We start from the raw sequence: 17529 nt of genomic DNA on the forward strand, positions 1-17529 counted from the left end.
GTGGCTTAGCTCTTGAGCTTGAGCAGATAGGTCATCAGCTGGGCAGTGGAGGTCTCGACCTCCAGAAACTCCTGCAGCGCCTTGCCGGTTTGCCAAGAGGAGCTCCAATTATTGCTGGCCAGGGCTTGTTTCCAGTGCTCCTGATTGCTCGCATGGTCGATAGCAGCCAGCAGTTGCTGGATGCGCTCTGCAGGCAGATTTCTGCCTGTAAAGACGGCACGCCAATTGGACATTTCGGCGTCCATGCCCTGGTCGCGCATGGAGGCGATGCCGAACATGGTGCGCCGCGAGGAAACACCGAGAGCGCGCAGCTTGCCAGCCTGCAAGGCATCCCTTAGCTCGCTGTAGCCCGAGATTCCCACCTGTACCTGTTTTTGCAGCAGGGCCTGCAGCACCTCGTTACCGCCGGGGAAGGCCTTGTACTGCAGCTGCTCCGCATTGGCCTTGGACAGGCGGGCCAGCATGCCCGCATACATATGGTCCACGCCGCCGGCGGAGCCTCCGGCAATCGCCAGTGCGGGCAGGTTTTCGCGCATGGCCTTGGCCAGTGCCTTGGGGTTGGCGATCGGTGAGTCGAAAGGCACGGCCACCACCAGGTAGTCACTGGTCAGTCGCGCCAGGGCTTGCACCTGATGCAGCTCTGCCGATTTCTTGTTCAGCGCCAGAGCGCCGACCATGACCATGCCGCCGATCAGCAGGCTGTTGGGGTCGTTGCCGTAGCGCTTGGTGTATTCGGCCAAGCCTATGGTGCCACCCTTGCCGCCGATGTTTTCATAAATGACCTTGTCCACCATGCCGCTGCCGATCAGCGCTGCGCCCAGGGCGCGACCGGTCTGGTCCCAGCCGCCGCCGGGGTTGGCGGGGATCACGATGCGCAGCTGCGTCCCCAGGCGCTGAGGCGGGTTGGCCATGGCTGCCAAAGGCGTGGCCAGCAAGGCTCCGGAATAGCCCAGCCACTGGCGCCGTGTCGGAAGGCGGTGTGCTTGGATGGTGTTCATGTCTGTCTCCGCTGTTATGTGTCTTTTGGTGTGTTTGGCCGCAAGCGAAGGCTTGCTGACCTGGGCTGCATACGAAAAAGCCCCGACCTGGAGCAGGTCGGGGCTTGGAGTCGCAGGGAGCCGGCGTGCCGGTTCCTCGGGCTGGCTTTACAGCGAGTCGATGAAGCTGCGCAGCTTGTCGGAGCGCGAAGGGTGCTTGAGCTTGCGCAGCGCCTTGGCTTCGATCTGACGGATACGCTCGCGCGTCACGTCAAACTGCTTGCCGACTTCTTCCAGCGTGTGATCGGTGGACATTTCGATACCGAAGCGCATGCGCAGCACCTTGGCTTCGCGAGGCGTCAGGCCGTCAAGGATGTCCTTTACCACATCGCGCAGACCGGCCTGCATGGCGGCATCGATGGGCGCCGTGTTGTTGCCGTCCTCGATGAAATCGCCCAGGTGGGAGTCGTCGTCGTCGCCGATGGGGGTTTCCATCGAGATCGGCTCCTTGGCGATCTTCATGATCTTGCGGATCTTGTCCTCGGGGATCTCCATCTTGGCTGCCAGGATGGACGCATCGGGCTCGAAACCAAACTCTTGCAAGTGCTGGCGCGAGATGCGGTTCATCTTGTTGATGGTCTCGATCATGTGCACGGGGATGCGGATCGTGCGGGCCTGGTCGGCGATGGAGCGCGTGATGGCCTGACGAATCCACCAGGTCGCATAGGTCGAGAACTTGTAGCCGCGACGGTATTCGAACTTGTCCACGGCCTTCATCAGGCCGATATTGCCTTCCTGGATCAGATCCAGGAACTGCAGACCTCGGTTGGTGTACTTCTTGGCGATGGAGATCACGAGACGCAGATTGGCCTCGATCATTTCCTTCTTGGCGTCACGGCTGGCGCGCTCGCCGCTGTTCATGCGCTTGTTGATGTGCTTGAGCTCTTCCAGAGGCACAACCACGCGGGCCTGCAGGTCGATCAGGTTCTGCTGCAGCTCCTGCACGGGCGGGATGTTGCGCTCCAGCACGGCGCTGTAGTTCTTGCCTGCCGCCACTTGCTTGATGACCCAGTCCAGGTTCAGCAGGTTGGGCGGGAAGTCCTTGATGAACTGCTCCTGCGGCATGCCGCACTTGTCCACGATGATCTTGCGCAGCTCGCGTTCCTTCTTGCGCACGTCGTCCACCTGGGCGCGCACCAGATCGCAGAGCTTTTCAATCGTCTTGGCCGTGAAGCGAATGGTCATCAGCTCTTCGGTGATGGCCTTCTGCACCTTCATGTATGCCTCGGTGCCGTAGCCCTCCTTGTCATACACCTTGTGCATCTTGTCGAAAAGCTCGCGCATGGAGTCAAAGCGACCCAGGGCTTCGTTCTTCAGCTCTTCGAGCTTCTTGGTCAGGGCCTTGGAGCCACCCTTGCCGTCATCGTCATCTTCTTCGTCGTATTCGTCGAAGTCTTCTTCGGCCACATAGTCGTCGTTCTCGTTGGCATTGACGAAGCCGTCCACCACGGTGGAGATGACAACCTTGCCTTCGCGGATCTCCTCGGCCATGTTGAGGATCTCGGCGATGGTCGCGGGGGAAGCCGAGATGGCTTCCATCATGTCCATCAGGCCGCCTTCGATGCGCTTGGCGATTTCGATTTCGCCTTCGCGTGTCAGCAGTTCGACGGTACCCATTTCACGCATGTACATGCGCACGGGGTCGGTGGTGCGGCCGAATTCGGAGTCCACGGTGGACAGCGCCGCTTCGGCTTCTTCTTCCGCTTCCTCTTCGGTGGTGGCTGACTGGCCGGTGTTGTTCAGCAGCAGGGTTTCCGCATCGGGAGTCTGCTCGTACACGGCTACGCCCATGTCGTTCAACATGGAGATCACGACTTCCAGCGTTTCGGCATCGACCAGCTTGTCGGGCAGGTGGTCGTTGATTTCGGCGTGGGTCAGGTAGCCGCGGGTCTTGCCCAGCTTGATCAGCATCTTCAGACGCTGACGGCGGGTGTTCATTTCCTCTTCGGTCAGAACGGTCTCGTCCAAGCCGAATTCCTTCATCAAGGCGCGTTCCTTCGCCTTGCTGATTTTCATGCGCAGAGGCTTGGCCTTTTCGGCAGGAGCAGCAGACGCTTCAGCGACTGTCTCCTCTTCGATTTCGCCTTCCAGATCGCTGTCGATATCCGACAGGTCGGCATCATCCATGTCCTCGTCGGCTTCCTTGGCCTTGGGCTTGCGACCGCGCTTGGCGGGAGTCTTGTCGGCATCGGCGCTGGCAGCGGGGGCCTTGACGGCGGCAGCCTTCTTGGCGGGAGCAGCCTTCTTGGCGACGGTCTTCTTGGCGGCAGGAGCGGCAGCTGTGTCGTCGTCTTCTTCGGCCTTCTTGCGGCCGCGCTTGGGAGTTGCCTGCGCCAGCAGCGCATCGGCCATGGCTTTGAGTTCGGCTTGTGACTTGGTAACCACGGTGGTGTCTTTCTTGGCTTCGGCTGCAGATGCAGCACTCTTCTTCACAGCAGGCTTGCTGGCACTGGCCTTTTTCGCGGACTCTGCTGCGGAAGTGGAAGTTTTAGAGGTCTTGGGCTTTGCTGAAGCTTCTGGGGCCTGCTTGGACTTCACGGACTTTGAAACGGGCATGAACACCTCTCACGGTACGAACACACACAAACACACAAAGGAAAACGGAAAATGCAAACAAACGCCATCAAAGCTGGCGCAAGAACAGGCCTAGCCTGTCCGGTGGAGCACAAAGACTCCATGGCAAGATGTTGGGGCGATCATTTGGTATGCAATCCTTGCGAGAAATGGGCCATGCAGTTGCTGCCATCACGTGATTTCTTCACGGGGCCCGGGTCGGAGGTGTTGCTGTCGCTCTTGCCTGTATCCTCTAAATTATACCTTTTTTAAAGATGTCAAGAGGTGGAGCTAATAATTACAGATAAATTTTTTCGCCGCTGTTGAAACTCGATGTAACGCCTTGCCGCCGTGGGGTCGGTGGCGATCTCCTTGAGCGCCTGGGCCTCCTCGCGCTTGAGGTGATCCACAAGGATCAGATTCAGCGTGCCGCGCAATTCCTTGCGCAACTCGTCGACTTCGCCCTCGGGGTTGGCATGGGCGCCGCTCATGAGCTTGCTGGCCAGCGGCTCGCAGGGCGAGCCTTGCAATTGCTCGCGCAGCACCGCCCAGGAGCGCGGTCCGGACTCGGTAAACTGGGCTTCCAGCCAGCGGAACAAGGGGGCATGGCTTTGGTTGCAGCGCGCCAGGGCATCGAAATCCTCATGGGTCATCTCTTCCATGAACTCCATGTGACACATCAGCAGGCGAGCGGCCTGGTCTTCGCGGCTGACCGGCGTGGGGCGCGGGCCCAGCTGCGGCGGGTTCCAGTCCTCTCCCTTCTTGCCCCAGGGCTTGCGCTGGCGGCCGAATTCCTTGCGACCCGACCAGTTGCCGCCGCCGCCCTGGCTTGGGTAGGAGGAGGGGGACGGTGCCGCGGCATCGGCCCAGTCGGGGGCGCTTTCCCAGCTGGCCGGGGGCGCATCCCATTCCGGTGCCTGAGGGCCGGAGGGCGCAGCCGCAGGCGCGCGGCGGGAAATGGGGGCTGTGCGTGCGGCTTCCTGCGCCCAGATATCGGTGAGGTCGCGCGAGTCCAGCTGGGCCAGGGCTGCGATTTCGGAGAGCAGCTGGCGCTTGAGCGCGCCGTCGGGCAGCAGTGACCACAGCGGCCGCGCGTTGCTGGCCATGTGGGCACGGCCTTCGGTCTGGCCCAGATCGCAGCCCTCGCTGGCCGATTCGATGAGAAAGCGGCTCAGTGGCGTGGCATCGCCCACATAGCGCGAGAAGGCCTCGGGGCCGAATTCGCGGATGAAGCTGTCGGGGTCGTGCTCCGAAGGCAGGAACAGGAATTTGATGGAGCGCGTGTCGGTCGCCAGCGGCAGGGCCGCATCCAGTGCCTTGCGGGCGGCGCGTCGGCCCGCACCGTCACCGTCGAAGCTGAAGACCACGGCATCGGTGAAGCGAAACAGCTTTTGAACATGCTCCGGCGTGCAGGCCGTTCCCAGCGTGGCCACGGCATTGGCAAAGCCAAGCTGGGCCAGCGCCACCACGTCCATATAGCCTTCGGTGACCAGGGCGTAGCCCATGTCGCGCAGGGCCTGGCGGGCCTCGTAAAGGCCGTAGAGTTCGCGGCCCTTGTGGAAGACCGGGGTTTCGGGGGAGTTCAGGTATTTGGGTTTCTCATCGCCAAACACCCGGCCGCCAAAGCCTATGCATTCGCCTTTGACATTGCGAATCGGGAACATCAGCCGGTCGCGGAAACGGTCGTAGCGGCGGCTGTCGTCCTCGCCCACGATGACCAGCCCGCACTCTTCAAGCTGCGGGTTGTCGTACTCGGCGAATACGCTGGCCAGGCCATGCCAGCCTGCAGGCGCATAGCCCAGGCCGAAGCGCTTGGAGACCTCGCCCGAGACGCCGCGCTTTTTCAGATACTCGATGGCCTTGGGTGCGGCCTTGAGCTGTTTGCGATAGGACTCGCCGGCTTTTTCCAGCAGGTCGCTCAGGGTCTCGGCTTTCTGCTTTTGCTGGGCCTGGCGCTGGCGCTCGGCCGGACTGATGTCGTCCTGCGGCACCTGCAGGCCGCATTGATTGGCAAGCTCCTGCACGGCTTCGACAAAGCCCATGCCGGCATGCTCCATCAGAAAGCCGATGGCATTGCCGTTCTTGCCGCAGCCAAAGCAGTGAAAAAACTGCTTGCTGGGGCTGACCGTGAAAGAGGGCGACTTTTCGCCATGGAATGGGCATAGGCCCATGAAGTTGGCGCCGCCCTTTTTGAGCTGCACATAGCGGCCCACGATGTCGACCACGTCGACGCGGGAGAGCAACTCTTGGATGAATGATTGGGGAATGGCCACCCGTGTATTTTGCCTTTTTCGGCAATGGCCGATGGCGCGGCAGGAATGAGGAGGGCGGACAAAAAAAAGCCTGCACCGATGGGTGCAGGCTCAGGTCTCCTGATGCCTGGATCATTGCCAGGCTCTCCTCTAAAACGTCTCCTCCGCCACACAGTTTTGAGGCATGTGACCGGCTCCGTGCGGGAGAGATGCCGGTCTGGCCTGCCCGCGTGGGCAGTCAGATCCTCAAAAACATGTGCGCATTCTAAAAGCGATTCACGGTCTGGGTGATTGGTCTGTCAGATAAATGATGTCTTATAGATGACTTGCATGAGATGCCACTGCTTGAGGAATGATGGTGTTTTTGATTGCTCTCATAAGTATTTGATTTTGAATTAATTTATTGATTTTCAGAAGCTGTTGAAAGTATTGGTTTGCTCAATGACCTTTTGCGTTGCTCTGGTTTCTATGTGCGAGAGCCAAGCGGAATCAGGCTTGACCTGAATCACAACAGGCTTGCATGGCGCTCGGTTGTAAGCCTGGCGTGACGGATGCTGGAGTACAAGACGCTCAGGAGACAAACATGACAAGTTCTTTCGATCTGAACCTCACCCCGAATACCGCCAACCATGCCGCGCTGACGCCGCTGGGATTTATTGCCCGCACGGCCGAGGTCTATCCCGAGCGCCTGGCCATTGTTCATGGTGACCTGCGCCAGAACTGGGCACGGACCTATGCACGTTGCCGCCAACTGGCCAGCAGTCTGCAGAAAATCGGCATTGGCAAGAACGATACCGTGGCCGTGATGCTGCCCAATACGCCGCCCATGGTGGAGGCCCACTTTGGCGTGCCCATGGCCGGTGCCGTGCTCAACACGCTCAACACCAGGCTGGATGCCGAGACTCTGGCCTTCATGCTCGACCATGGCGAAGCCAAGGCCTTGATCGTGGACCCCGAGTTCGCGCCTCTGATGGCCAGGGCGCTCAAGCTGCGCCAGAGCACCGCGCCCATCTATGTCATCCAGGTCGAAGACCCGGTTTACGGCGAGGCGGCCGAGCAAATCGGTGTCACCGACTACGAGAGCTTTGTGGCCCAGGGCGATGCCGGTTTCGACTGGCAATGGCCCGGCGACGAATGGGATGCGATTGCACTGAACTACACCAGCGGAACCACGGGCAATCCCAAGGGCGTGGTCTACCACCATCGCGGAGCGCACAACAATGCCATCAGCAATGTGCTGGAGTGGGACATGCCCAAGCACGCTGTCTATCTGTGGACGCTGCCCATGTTCCACTGCAACGGCTGGTGCTTCCCCTGGACGGTGGCTGCACGCGCGGCGGTCAATGTCTGTCTGCGACGGGTGGATGCGCAGGCGATTTTTGATGCCATCCGCAACCATGGCGTGAGCCATTACTGCGGTGCGCCCATTGTGCACAGCCTGCTGGTGAATGCGCCGGCTGTCATGAAGCAGGGCGTGCCCGCCGGCGTCAAGGCCATGGTGGCTGGGGCAGCGCCGCCCGCATCGATGATCGAGGGCATGGAGGCCATGGGCTTTGACATCACCCATGTCTACGGCCTGACCGAAACCTATGGCCCGGCCACGGTCTGCGCCAAGCATGAGGGCTGGAATGCGCTCGATATCGGCGAGCGTGCCCGCCTGAACTCGCGCCAGGGCGTGCGCTACCACCTGCAGCGCTCTGCGGCCGTGCTGGACCCCGAAACCATGCAGCCCGTGCCGCCCGACGGCCAGACCATGGGCGAGATCATGTTCCAGGGCAATATCGCCATGAAGGGCTATCTCAAGAACCCGCAGGCGACGCAGGAAGCCTTCCGCGGCGGCTGGTTCCACAGCGGCGACCTGGCCGTACAACATCCCGACGGCTATATCCAGATCAAGGATCGCAGCAAGGACATCATCATCTCGGGAGGCGAGAACATCTCGTCCATCGAAGTGGAGGATGTGCTCTATCGCCACCCCGCTGTGCTGGCTGCGGCCGTGGTGGCCAAGCCCGACCCCAAATGGGGCGAGACGCCCTGCGCCTTCATCGAACTCAAGGCCGGAGCCGAGACCACGGCCGAAGACATCATGGCCCACTGCAAAAAGCATCTGGCCGGCTACAAGGTGCCGCGCGCCGTGGTGTTTGGCGAGCTGCCCAAGACCAGCACGGGCAAGATCCAGAAGTTCGAGCTGCGCAAGCAGGCAGGCTCGGCTTCCGCCATCTCGGTCTGAGATCCCGCCGCCGCACCCAAGGTGCGATGCCTCAGCTATTTGGGCAGCGGGCTCTTCGTGTCTGCCAGTTCAGCAAATTTGATAGCTGCTAGCGCCTGTTATTCATAGAACTTGGATAACTTTTAATCTGAAATCTATGAATAGCCTGCGTAAGAAGCTCTGAATGAGATAGCGGCAACTGGTTGGTGCGTCAGGCCAATTCGGGCGGCATGCGCTGCCAGCCTTCAGGCGTCACACGCAGCACCTCGCTGCGCTGTGTCTGAGCATCGATATGCCAGTCGCTGAGCACGATGCGCCACTGCCCGTCGCCCAGCGCGTGGTCGGCGGGCTGATGGGTATGGCCGTGAATCAGCCAGGGCGCTTGCGCGGCCTGCATCCAGGTGCTGCTCATCTGCGCGTCGGCATCCGCGTAGGGCGCGCCGCCTTGCTTGCGTTGCTCGCTTTCGCTGCGTGCCGATCTGCCGATCGCGCGGCGCACGGCCAGGGGCTGGGCCAGCAACTGCTGCTGCCAGGCGGCGGAGCGCGAAACAGCGCGGAATTGCTGGTACTCCACATCGTCCAGGCACAGCGCATCGCCATGGCTGATCAGGATGCCGGGGCCTGCCCACAGCAATACCGTGGGGTCGGAAAGCCCGCTCATGCCGCTGCGGTGCAGAAATTCGTCGCCGGCCAGAAAGTCGCGGTTGCCGACCATGAAGAACAGCGGGCGCTGCTGCGCCGCCTCGCGCAGCACGGCGGCGCATTCGGCCTCGAAGCTGCCGGGTTCATCGAGCGCATCGTCGCCGACCCAGACTTCAAACAGATCGCCGAGGATGAAGATGGCATCGGCCGTGCTGCGCGCCAGATAGTCTCGCCAGGCTTCGACCGTCTGCGGCTCCGAAGGCTGCAGATGCAGATCGGAAATAAAGTCGATAGCTTGCCAGCCGGGTGCGCCTTGCAGCTGCGCCACCTGGGGAGCCGCCGTGCGGGGATCTGAAGAATCAGTCATGTGATGATGGTACGCAGCCTGAAAACAATGACGGCCCCGAGCGAGAGACGGCAAGCAAGAGCCGCCTCGCAGCGAGGCCGTCGTCCCCCTTGGGGGAAGGCGCGCAGCGCCTCCGGGATTAGATCGCGATCGCCTTGTCGATCACCACGGCGTCGAAGGGCACGTCGTCGTGGAAGCCCTTGCGTGTGGTGCGCACCTTCTTGATGGCGTCCACGACTTCTTCACCCTTGACCACCTTGCCGAACACGGCATAGCCCCAGCCCTGGCCGGTGGGAGCGGTGTGGTTCAGGAAGCCGTTGTCCACGGTGTTGATGAAGAACTGTGCAGTTGCGCTGTGGGGATCGCTGGTGCGAGCCATCGCAATCGTGTACTTGTCGTTCTTCAGGCCGTTCTTGGCTTCGTTCTCGATGGGAGCCGCAGTGTCCTTTTGCTTCATGTCGGCCGCAAAACCGCCGCCCTGGATCATGAAGTTCTTGATCACGCGGTGGAAGATGGTGCCGTTGTAGAAGCCCTGGTTCACGTAGTTCAGGAAGTTCTCGGTGGACTTGGGCGCGTTCACGGCGTCCAGTTCCAGGGTGATCACGCCCTGGGTGGCGGTATCGGCCACGTTGATGGTCACGTGCAGTTCGACTTGGGGATTGCTCATGTCTGTGCTTTCTAGAGGATGGAGTAAGGAGGCTGGCGCCGCCCGGCTTGGGCAGCGCCGCCCGGTTGTTCACTTGATTTCGGTGGCGGAGAGGATTGTTACCTGCGTCGTGGGCACATTCTGGTGCATGCCGCGGTTGCCCGTAGCCACGGCGCGGATTTTGTCCACCACATCCATGCCCTTGATGACCTTGCCGAAGACGGTATAGCCATAGCCATCGGGCTTGGGTGCGTTGAGCATGTCGTTGTTCACCACATTGATGAAGAACTGCGAGGTGGCGGAGTTGGGGTTGCCGGTGCGCGCCATGGCAATCGTGCCGCGGTCGTTCTTGAGGCCGTTGCCGGCTTCCAGCGGGATCGCGGCGCGTGTGGGCTTTTCGCTCAGATTGGCGTCCATGCCGCCGCCCTGGATCATGAAGCCGTCGATGACGCGGTGGAACACCGTTCCGTCATAGTGCTTGTCACGCACATATTGCAGGAAATTGGCCGCGCTCTTGGGGGCCTTGGCATCGTTGAGCTCGACCACGATATCGCCCATGCTGGTCTTGAGCTGCACCTTGGATTGCGCCTGGGCCAGGCCGGGGATTGCGAAAACAGTGGCTGTCAGTGCAATCGCCGACAGGGCCTTGAGGCTGTTTCGACGGAAATTCAGCATGGTCATATTCCTGGGTAAGTGGGTCTTGGGCGGGGCCGCTGGACAGCGGCTGCAAAAAACCGGCTTGAGGCAGCTGAGGGCGCCGGCCGGCTTCACAAGAGGGAGGTGGGCGGGATGACAAAAAACGGATTCAGCGGGCCGGGGCAGGTGTTGCAAGAGAGGCTGCGGGTTGCAGCAAGTCCTTGAGCTGCTTGAGCTTGGGGTTCAGGGCTGCGGGGCGGCCGCCCTTGGCCAGGGACTGTGCATAGGACTGATAGGCCAGGCGGGCATAGATATCGCCCAGGTTCTCGTGCGCCACGGCATAGTTCGGATTGTTGCGCACGGCGGCTTCGAGTGCGGAGCGGGCGCGATCCAGATCGCCCTGGCGTGCATAGATCACTGCCAGATTGTTATAGGGCTCTGGCAGCTCGGGATAGTCCTCGGTCAGCTGGCGAAAAGCCGTGATCGCGTCTTCGGTCTTGCCGTCATTGCTCAGCGCGATGCCGCGCAGAAAACGCATTTGCGGGTCGCGTGAATTCTTGGCCAGATAGGTGTCCGCTTTTTGCAGTGCCTGCTGGGTCTTGCCGCTTTTGAGCAACTGGGCAACATCCGTGTAATCGTCGGCGTGGGCGCTACCTGCAGCGAGCAAGGCAGCCAGGGCTGCCGCACGCGCTGCGGTACTGAACAAGTTGCGTACAGGCATGTAGGTGCTTTCATGGCGCCGCAAAACTGCGCTGCGGCGGGAGCTTATACTGCGGGGAATTGTAGCTGAGGGGTGTGCGGCGCTTAGGCGTCTGGCCGGACCGGGATGTGTCTGGATGCTAGTGCGCATTTTTCAGCCTCAGGGAATGGCAGGCACGGTTTATGCATCGCAGGCATGACCAGTGCTGCTGCTCGCCACCCTCTCTCCCTATTTCAAGATTCATGAGTTTGCGTATCTACAACACGCTGTCGCGTGCACTGGAATCGTTTTCGCCGCTTGAGCCGGGCCATGTGCGTATGTACGTCTGTGGCATGACGGTCTATGACCTCTGCCACCTGGGCCATGCACGCTCCATGGTGGCTTTCGACGTGGTGCAGCGCTGGCTGCGCGCCAGCGGCTACAAGGTGACCTATGTGCGCAACATCACCGACATCGATGACAAGATCATCCGACGTGCGGTGGAAAACGGCGAGACCATACGCAGCCTCACCGATCGCATGATCGATGCGCTGCACCAGGACGCGGATGCGCTCGGTATCGAGCGCCCCACGCTGGAGCCGCGCGCCACCGAATACGTGCCGCAGATGCTCGGCATGATCGCAAAGCTTCAGGACAAGGGCCTGGCCTATCAGGCCGGCAATGGCGATGTGAACTATGCGGTGCGCAAGTTTGCAGGCTACGGCAAGCTCTCGGGCAAGTCGCTGGACGAACTCAACGCCGGCGAGCGCGTGGCCGTGGCCGACGGCAAGCTTGATCCGCTGGACTTTGTGCTGTGGAAGTCGGCCAAGGCCGACGAGCCGGCCGATGTGAAATGGCAGAGTCCGTTTGGCGAAGGCCGCCCCGGCTGGCATATCGAATGCTCGGCCATGGGCTGCGAGCTGCTGGGCGAGAGCTTTGACATCCATGGCGGCGGCGCAGACCTGCAGTTCCCTCACCACGAGAACGAGATTGCCCAGAGCGAAGGTGCGACCGGCAAGCCGTTTGCCCAGACCTGGATGCACAACGGCTTCATCAACGTGGACAACGAGAAGATGTCCAAGTCGCTGGGCAACTTCTTCACTATTCGCGACGTGCTCAAGGAATACGACGCCGAGACCATCCGCTTCTTCGTCGTGCGCAGCCATTACCGCAGCCCGCTGAACTACTCCAACGTGCATCTCGATGATGCGCGTGGAGCGCTCAAGCGCCTCTACACCGCGCTGGATCTGGTGGCGCCCGCCGAGGCGCAGGTCGACTGGAGCAATCCCTATGCCGCTCGCTTCAAGGCGGCGATGGATGAAGACTTCGGCACGCCCGAGGCAGTGGCCGTGCTGTTCGAGCTGGCCGCTGAAGTCAATCGCAGCAAGTCGCCCGAGGTGGCGGGCTTGCTCAAGACGCTGGGGGCATGTCTGGGGCTGCTGCAGGCCGAGCCGCAGAAATTTCTGCAGGCGGGTTCCGAAGGTGTGGACGCTGCCGCGATCGAGGCGCAGATTGCCGCACGCGCGCAGGCCAAGGCCGCCAAGAACTGGGCCGAGGCCGACCGCATCCGCAAGGAACTGCTTGAGCAGGGCATCGTCCTCAAGGACTCTGCCGCAGGTACGACCTGGGAATCGGCCGCCAAGGGCTGAGACTGCATGCAATATTCCATCAACTGTGTGAACAGTGCGAAGGGGCGTGCATGAGCGCGGTCAAGCATCTGGACACCATGGAGTTCGAGCAGCTGCCGCTGGTTGCCGATCTGCCCGTGCCCATGGGGCCGGCAGCGCCTTTGCCTGTCGCTCCTTTGGGGGCAGCGGCCATGGTTCAGTCCGCGGGCCCTGCCGGCAAAGACCTGGCGCCAGCCAAGCTGGCTGCTGCGCCCAAGACGGTCGCGCCCAAGATCCATCTGGATCTGCCCGATGGCGTGCCCGCCTACTGGGCTGAGGCTTGCCGCCAGCTCATGCGCCGCGATCGCGTGCTCAAGCGACTGATTCCGCAGCTCGGCAGCCAGGCGCTACTGCCTTGCGGGCAGGAGCAGGCCTTTGCCACCTTGGCTCGCTCCATCATCGGGCAGCAGATCTCGGCAAAGTCGGCCAAGACCTTGTGGAACAAGTTCGCCAAGCTGCCTGCTGCCATGCAGCCCGAGCAGGTGCTCAGGCTCAAGGTGGACGATATGCGTGGCGCGGGACTGTCGGCCCGCAAGGTCGACTATCTGGTCGATCTGGCGCTGCACTTCACCGAGCATCGCCTGCACATGGATGAATGGGCCCAGATGAGCGATGAGGTCATCATTGCCGAGCTGATGTCCATACGCGGTCTCAGTCGCTGGACGGCCGAGAATTTTCTGATTTACTGCCTGGGGCGGCCCAATGTGCTGCCTCTGGACGATGCCGGTTTGATACAGGGCATCTCCCTCAATCATTTTTCGGGCGATCCTGTCAGTCGCAGTGATGCCCGTGAAGTTGCCGAGGCTTGGAAACCGTGGTGTACGGTTGCAACTTGGTATATTTGGCGCTCGCTCGAGGCGCAGCCTGTGGCTTGATGACATCTGTCCACTGGCCGATTGCAAGGATTGCAACAGGCTGGCACAAGGAGAAATACGTTGGCGAAAAAGAACTTTCTGGATTTTGAGCAGCCCATTGCAGAACTCGAATCCAAAATCGAAGAACTGCGCTATGTGCAGACTGAAAGCGCAGTAGATATCTCGGAAGAGATCGACCAGCTCAGCAAGAAAAGCTTGCAGCTGACCAAGGACATCTACAGCGACCTGACCCCCTGGCAGATCACCAAGATCGCCCGCCATACCGAGCGCCCCTATACGCTCGACTATGTGCGCGAGTGCTTTACCGACTTTGTCGAAATGCATGGCGACCGCCACTTTGCGGATGACCAGTCCATCATCGGTGGCCTGGCACGCTTCAATGGCCAGCCCTGCATGGTGATCGGTCATCAAAAGGGCCGCGATACCAAGGAGCGCACGCTGCGCAACTTTGGCATGACGCGTCCCGAGGGCTATCGCAAGGCCTTGCGTCTGATGAAGACGGCCGAGAAGTTCAAGCTGCCCGTGTTCACTTTCGTGGACACGCCCGGCGCCTTCCCCGGTATCGATGCCGAGGAGCGTGGTCAGTCCGAGGCCATCGGTCGCAACATCTACGAAATGGCGCAACTGCAGACCCCCATCATCACCACCATCATCGGTGAAGGTGGCTCGGGCGGTGCGCTGGCGATTGCCGTGGCCGACCAGGTGCTGATGCTGCAGTATTCCGTGTACTCGGTGATCAGCCCCGAAGGCTGCGCCTCGATTCTGTGGAAGACCGGTGAAAAGGCCCAGGAAGCAGCGGATGCCATGGGCATCACCGCCCACCGCCTCAAGGCGCTGGGTCTGGTGGACAAGATCGTCAACGAGCCTGTGGGTGGTGCTCACCGTGACCACAAGCAAATGGGCGCCTTCCTCAAGCGCGCGTTGGGCGATGCCTATCGCCAGTTGACCGATCTCAAGCCCAAGGAGCTGCAGGATCGTCGCTACGACCGCATTCAGAGCTACGGCAAGTTTGCCGACACCAAGGCCGACAACCGCTGATCGGGCGGGCTTGATGCCGCTTGCGCACAATGGCTCCTTCGGGAGCCATTTGTTTTTGCCGAGAGTTTATGAGCGAAATACGCCTTAAGCCCTTTCTGATTAGTCGTTGGCCGCTATTGAATTTGAAAGATGGAGTCTGTTGTTCATGCAAGCCCAGTCAGATGCTGACTTGTTGGCGGCTTCGGCCGGCCGGGTGGATGCCGCAGTGGCTGCATTCAATCCAGCACTGCCCCTGGCTGTGGCCTTCAGCGGAGGAGCCGATTCGTCGGCTCTGCTGCTGGCCTGCCATGCGCGCTGGCCGGGGCAGGTGAGGGCGATCCATGTACACCATGGTTTGCAGTCTGCGGCCGATGGTTTTCAGCAGCACTGCGAGCAACTGTGCGCCCGGCACGGCATTGCCCTCAAGGTTTGCGCCATCGATGCGCGCAATGTGCAGGGGCAAAGCCCTGAAGACGCGGCGCGCCAGGGGCGCTATGCGGCCTTGATTCAGGCGGTCGGCCAGCCTTGGCTGGCTGCAGATGGTGCGCCGCTGGATGCGGTGCGCTCCATGGCGCTGGCCCAGCATGCCGACGACCAGGTCGAGACCTTGCTGCTGGCGCTCTCGCGCGGTGCTGGTGTGGCCGGTCTGGCGGCCATGCCCGGGCATTGGCAAAGAGCGGGGCTGCAGTGGTTCCGGCCCCTGTTGGCGGTGCCGGGCCAGGCGCTGCGCGACTGGTTGCGGCTCAGGGGGGTGAGCTGGGTCGAGGATCCGACGAATACCGATCAGGGCTACACGCGCAACCGCATCCGGGCTCAGTTGCTGCCGGTGCTGGAGCAGGTCTTTCCTCAGTTCCGCAGCACGTTCGCACGCAGCTGCGCCCATTGCGCCCAGGCGTCCGAGCTGCTGGACGAGCAGGCGGCGGCAGACCTGCAGATGGTCGGGCTGCCGCCAGCCATCAAGGCGCTGCAACGTTTGAGTGAGGCACGTCTGGGCAATGTTCTGCGCTATTGGCTGCGTGTCGCACATGACACCACGCCGACGGCTGCCCAGCTTGCGCAGCTCATGGCGCAGGTCGGCGTTTGCACTACGCGAGGGCACCACATCCACATCAAGGTGGGGCGGGGTTTTGTGGAGCGCCAGGGGGTAAGTCTCGGTTGGTACAATTCCTAGGTTTTGGTTTTTTACCTGTACGAAAACCGCCGGCGCGCCAAAACCTTTGTGATCTGCGCCGTGGCTGCTGTTTCGTCACCCTTTAGTATCCAATGGCACTGATCGTTCATAAATACGGCGGCACCTCGATGGGCTCGACAGAGCGCATCCGCAACGTCGCCAAGCGTGTGGCCAAATGGGCTCGGGCAGGTCACCAGTTGGTGGTTGTGCCCAGCGCCATGAGTGGCGAAACCAACCGTTTGCTGGGTCTGGCCAGCGAACTGGCTCCCAGCCACGCCAAGAGTTCGTACTATCGTGAGCTCGATATGCTGGCCGCCACTGGCGAGCAGGCATCCTCGGCTCTGCTGGCCATTGCGCTGCAGGCCGAAGGCATGGAATCCGTCAGCTATGCAGGCTGGCAAGTGCCCGTGCGCACCGATAGCAGCTATACCAAGGCTCGTATCGAGTCCATCGACGACAAGCGCGTGCGCGCCGACCTCGAGGCAGGTCGTGTCGTGATCGTGACCGGCTTCCAGGGTATCGATCCCGAAGGCAATATCACCACGCTGGGACGTGGCGGCTCCGATACTTCGGCCGTGGCCGTGGCGGCCGCCCTGAAGGCTGCCGAATGCCTGATCTATACCGATGTGGATGGCGTCTACACCACCGACCCCCGTGTGGTGCCTGCGGCCAAGCGCCTGGGTACGGTGAGCTTCGAGGAAATGCTGGAAATGGCCAGCCTGGGCTCCAAGGTACTGCAAATCCGCTCTGTGGAGTTTGCAGGCAAGTACAAGGTGCCCATGCGCGTGCTGTCGAGCTTCACGCCCTGGGATATCGATCTGGAAGAAGAGGCCAAGTCCGGCACGCTGATTACTTTTGAGGAAGACGAAAAAATGGAAAAGGCTGTCGTATCCGGCATCGCTTTCAACCGTGGCGAGGCCAAGATTTCCGTGCTGGGCGTGCCTGATACCCCCGGCGTGGCCGCTGCCATCCTGGGTCCCGTGGCTGATGCCAACATCGAAGTCGATGTGATCATCCAGAACATCTCAAAGGACGGCAAGACCGACTTCAGCTTCACCGTGAGTCAGGGCGACTACCAGCGTGCCATGGAGCTGCTGCGTGAAAGCGTTGTTCCTGCACTGGGTGCGTCCGAAGTGGTGGGCAATCCCAATATCGCCAAGGTCAGCATTGTCGGTATCGGCATGCGCAGCCATGTGGGCGTGGCCTCCACCATGTTCCGTGCCCTGAGCAAGGAAGGCGTGAACATCCAGATGATCTCGACTTCCGAGATCAAGACTTCGGTCGTGATCGACGAGAAGTACCTGGAGCTGGCCGTGCGCTCCCTGCACACTGCCTTCGGTTTGGACAAAAGCGAATAATTTTCGCAACTTTCCAAAAACGAACAAAAAAGCTGTTTACAATAGCGTCATTCCGGAAACGTGACCGAGTGGCCGAAGGTGCTCCCCTGCTAAGGGAGTATGGGGTGTAGAGCCTCATCGAGGGTTCGAATCCCTCCGTTTCCGCCAAATCAAAGAAAAAGCCGCAAGGCTTTTTCTTTTTGTCAAGATCCTTTGGGTGTTGACAAAAAGTTTCAAACTTTGATTTGAGTCTGGTAAAAACAGGCTACAATGCAAAGCTTCGCTGATCGCAGCAAGCAACGAGATTCAAAGTCAAGCTTCTTGATTTTGCACTCGGCTCCTTAAAAAAATACAGCCGATAAGCGTGGGCGTTTGAGGGCAAGCAGCCAGTTCTTCGGAACAAACTCTTCGGAGTTATCAAACGCTCACAAAAACAGTAATGAGGAAGAATTAATTCTTCTT

General features: G+C 60.8%; 13 protein-coding genes and 1 tRNA gene. 7 read left to right on the forward strand and 7 right to left on the reverse strand.

From position 1 onward, the window contains the following. Window positions 1-5: 5 nt before the first annotated feature. The 3 genes from FSY59_RS08490 to dnaG form a co-directional block, all read right to left on the reverse strand. Window positions 6-998 carry a tripartite tricarboxylate transporter substrate binding protein gene (locus FSY59_RS08490; RefSeq protein WP_148728790.1) on the reverse strand — a complete coding sequence of 331 codons (993 nt, stop codon included), beginning with the start codon at window positions 996-998 and terminating at the stop codon, window positions 6-8. 147 nt (window positions 999-1145) lie between these two features. Beyond that, window positions 1146-3593: an RNA polymerase sigma factor RpoD gene (gene rpoD, locus FSY59_RS08495; protein ID WP_043371196.1), complete on the reverse strand. Its 2448-nt coding sequence runs from the start codon at window positions 3591-3593 to the stop codon at window positions 1146-1148. Between the two features lie 275 nt (window positions 3594-3868). Further along, the gene (dnaG, locus tag FSY59_RS08500; protein WP_003057615.1) at window positions 3869-5863 is read right to left on the reverse strand and encodes a DNA primase; all 1995 of its coding nucleotides are present in this window, start codon (window positions 5861-5863) and stop codon (window positions 3869-3871) included. A 562-nt stretch (window positions 5864-6425) separates the two neighbouring features. Here dnaG and FSY59_RS08505 point away from each other — a divergent pair. Further along, entirely contained in the window at window positions 6426-8072 is a 1647-nt protein-coding gene (locus FSY59_RS08505; RefSeq protein WP_148728791.1) for an acyl-CoA synthetase, read from the forward strand. Between the two features lie 190 nt (window positions 8073-8262). On the opposite strand, the gene FSY59_RS08510 is transcribed toward FSY59_RS08505, so the two are convergent. The 4 genes from FSY59_RS08510 to FSY59_RS08525 all read right to left on the reverse strand — a co-directional run bounded on the left by FSY59_RS08510 (window position 8263) and on the right by FSY59_RS08525 (window position 11042). Further along, complete coding sequence (locus FSY59_RS08510; RefSeq protein ID WP_148728792.1) at window positions 8263-9060, reverse strand: UDP-2,3-diacylglucosamine diphosphatase; 798 nt, start codon at window positions 9058-9060, stop codon at window positions 8263-8265. 118 nt (window positions 9061-9178) lie between these two features. Then, entirely contained in the window at window positions 9179-9706 is a 528-nt protein-coding gene (locus FSY59_RS08515; RefSeq protein ID WP_003057608.1) for a peptidylprolyl isomerase, read from the reverse strand. A 69-nt stretch (window positions 9707-9775) separates the two neighbouring features. Then, window positions 9776-10360: a peptidylprolyl isomerase gene (locus tag FSY59_RS08520; protein ID WP_148728793.1), complete on the reverse strand. Its 585-nt coding sequence runs from the start codon at window positions 10358-10360 to the stop codon at window positions 9776-9778. 130 nt (window positions 10361-10490) lie between these two features. Further along, window positions 10491-11042 carry a tetratricopeptide repeat protein gene (locus FSY59_RS08525; RefSeq protein WP_019043728.1) on the reverse strand — a complete coding sequence of 184 codons (552 nt, stop codon included), beginning with the start codon at window positions 11040-11042 and terminating at the stop codon, window positions 10491-10493. Between the two features lie 221 nt (window positions 11043-11263). Here FSY59_RS08525 and cysS point away from each other — a divergent pair, with 221 nt between their 5' ends. The 6 genes from cysS to FSY59_RS08555 all read left to right on the forward strand — a co-directional run bounded on the left by cysS (window position 11264) and on the right by FSY59_RS08555 (window position 17235). Further along, window positions 11264-12649, forward strand: a complete 1386-nt coding sequence (gene cysS, locus FSY59_RS08530; protein WP_148728794.1) for a cysteine--tRNA ligase — start codon at window positions 11264-11266, stop codon at window positions 12647-12649. A gap of 50 nt (window positions 12650-12699) precedes the next feature. Further along, window positions 12700-13542 (forward strand): DNA-3-methyladenine glycosylase, encoded by an 843-nt coding sequence (locus FSY59_RS08535; RefSeq protein ID WP_148728795.1) that lies wholly within the window; start codon window positions 12700-12702, stop codon window positions 13540-13542. A gap of 60 nt (window positions 13543-13602) precedes the next feature. Continuing rightward, window positions 13603-14580 carry an acetyl-CoA carboxylase carboxyltransferase subunit alpha gene (locus FSY59_RS08540; RefSeq protein WP_003057594.1) on the forward strand — a complete coding sequence of 326 codons (978 nt, stop codon included), beginning with the start codon at window positions 13603-13605 and terminating at the stop codon, window positions 14578-14580. A 139-nt stretch (window positions 14581-14719) separates the two neighbouring features. Beyond that, on the forward strand, window positions 14720-15730 hold the full coding sequence (tilS, locus tag FSY59_RS08545; RefSeq protein WP_148728796.1) for a tRNA lysidine(34) synthetase TilS: 1011 nt from the start codon (window positions 14720-14722) through the stop codon (window positions 15728-15730). A gap of 92 nt (window positions 15731-15822) precedes the next feature. Beyond that, the gene (locus FSY59_RS08550; RefSeq protein ID WP_003057587.1) at window positions 15823-17088 is read left to right on the forward strand and encodes an aspartate kinase; all 1266 of its coding nucleotides are present in this window, start codon (window positions 15823-15825) and stop codon (window positions 17086-17088) included. A 54-nt stretch (window positions 17089-17142) separates the two neighbouring features. Further along, a tRNA-Ser gene (locus FSY59_RS08555) sits at window positions 17143-17235 on the forward strand. The last annotated feature ends 294 nt before the right edge of the window (window positions 17236-17529 follow it).

It is taken from the genome of Comamonas sp. Z3 (assembly GCF_008121565.1).
In the GTDB taxonomy this organism is placed as follows: domain Bacteria; phylum Pseudomonadota; class Gammaproteobacteria; order Burkholderiales; family Burkholderiaceae_C; genus Comamonas; species Comamonas brasiliensis.

Bases quoted from the DNA above. Each gene is read 5' to 3' on its own strand.
- FSY59_RS08535 (WP_148728795.1), top strand. From the start codon at position 12,700: ATGAGCGCGGTCAAGCATCTGGACACCATGGAGTTCGAGCAGCTGCCG.
- FSY59_RS08515 (WP_003057608.1), bottom strand. From the start codon at position 9,706: ATGAGCAATCCCCAAGTCGAACTGCACGTGACCATCAACGTGGCCGAT.
- FSY59_RS08550 (WP_003057587.1), top strand. From the start codon at position 15,823: ATGGCACTGATCGTTCATAAATACGGCGGCACCTCGATGGGCTCGACA.
- FSY59_RS08525 (WP_019043728.1), bottom strand. From the start codon at position 11,042: ATGCCTGTACGCAACTTGTTCAGTACCGCAGCGCGTGCGGCAGCCCTG.
- FSY59_RS08505 (WP_148728791.1), top strand. From the start codon at position 6,426: ATGACAAGTTCTTTCGATCTGAACCTCACCCCGAATACCGCCAACCAT.
- cysS (WP_148728794.1), top strand. From the start codon at position 11,264: ATGAGTTTGCGTATCTACAACACGCTGTCGCGTGCACTGGAATCGTTT.
- rpoD (WP_043371196.1), bottom strand. From the start codon at position 3,593: ATGCCCGTTTCAAAGTCCGTGAAGTCCAAGCAGGCCCCAGAAGCTTCA.
- FSY59_RS08510 (WP_148728792.1), bottom strand. From the start codon at position 9,060: ATGACTGATTCTTCAGATCCCCGCACGGCGGCTCCCCAGGTGGCGCAG.
- FSY59_RS08520 (WP_148728793.1), bottom strand. From the start codon at position 10,360: ATGCTGAATTTCCGTCGAAACAGCCTCAAGGCCCTGTCGGCGATTGCA.
- FSY59_RS08490 (WP_148728790.1), bottom strand. From the start codon at position 998: ATGAACACCATCCAAGCACACCGCCTTCCGACACGGCGCCAGTGGCTG.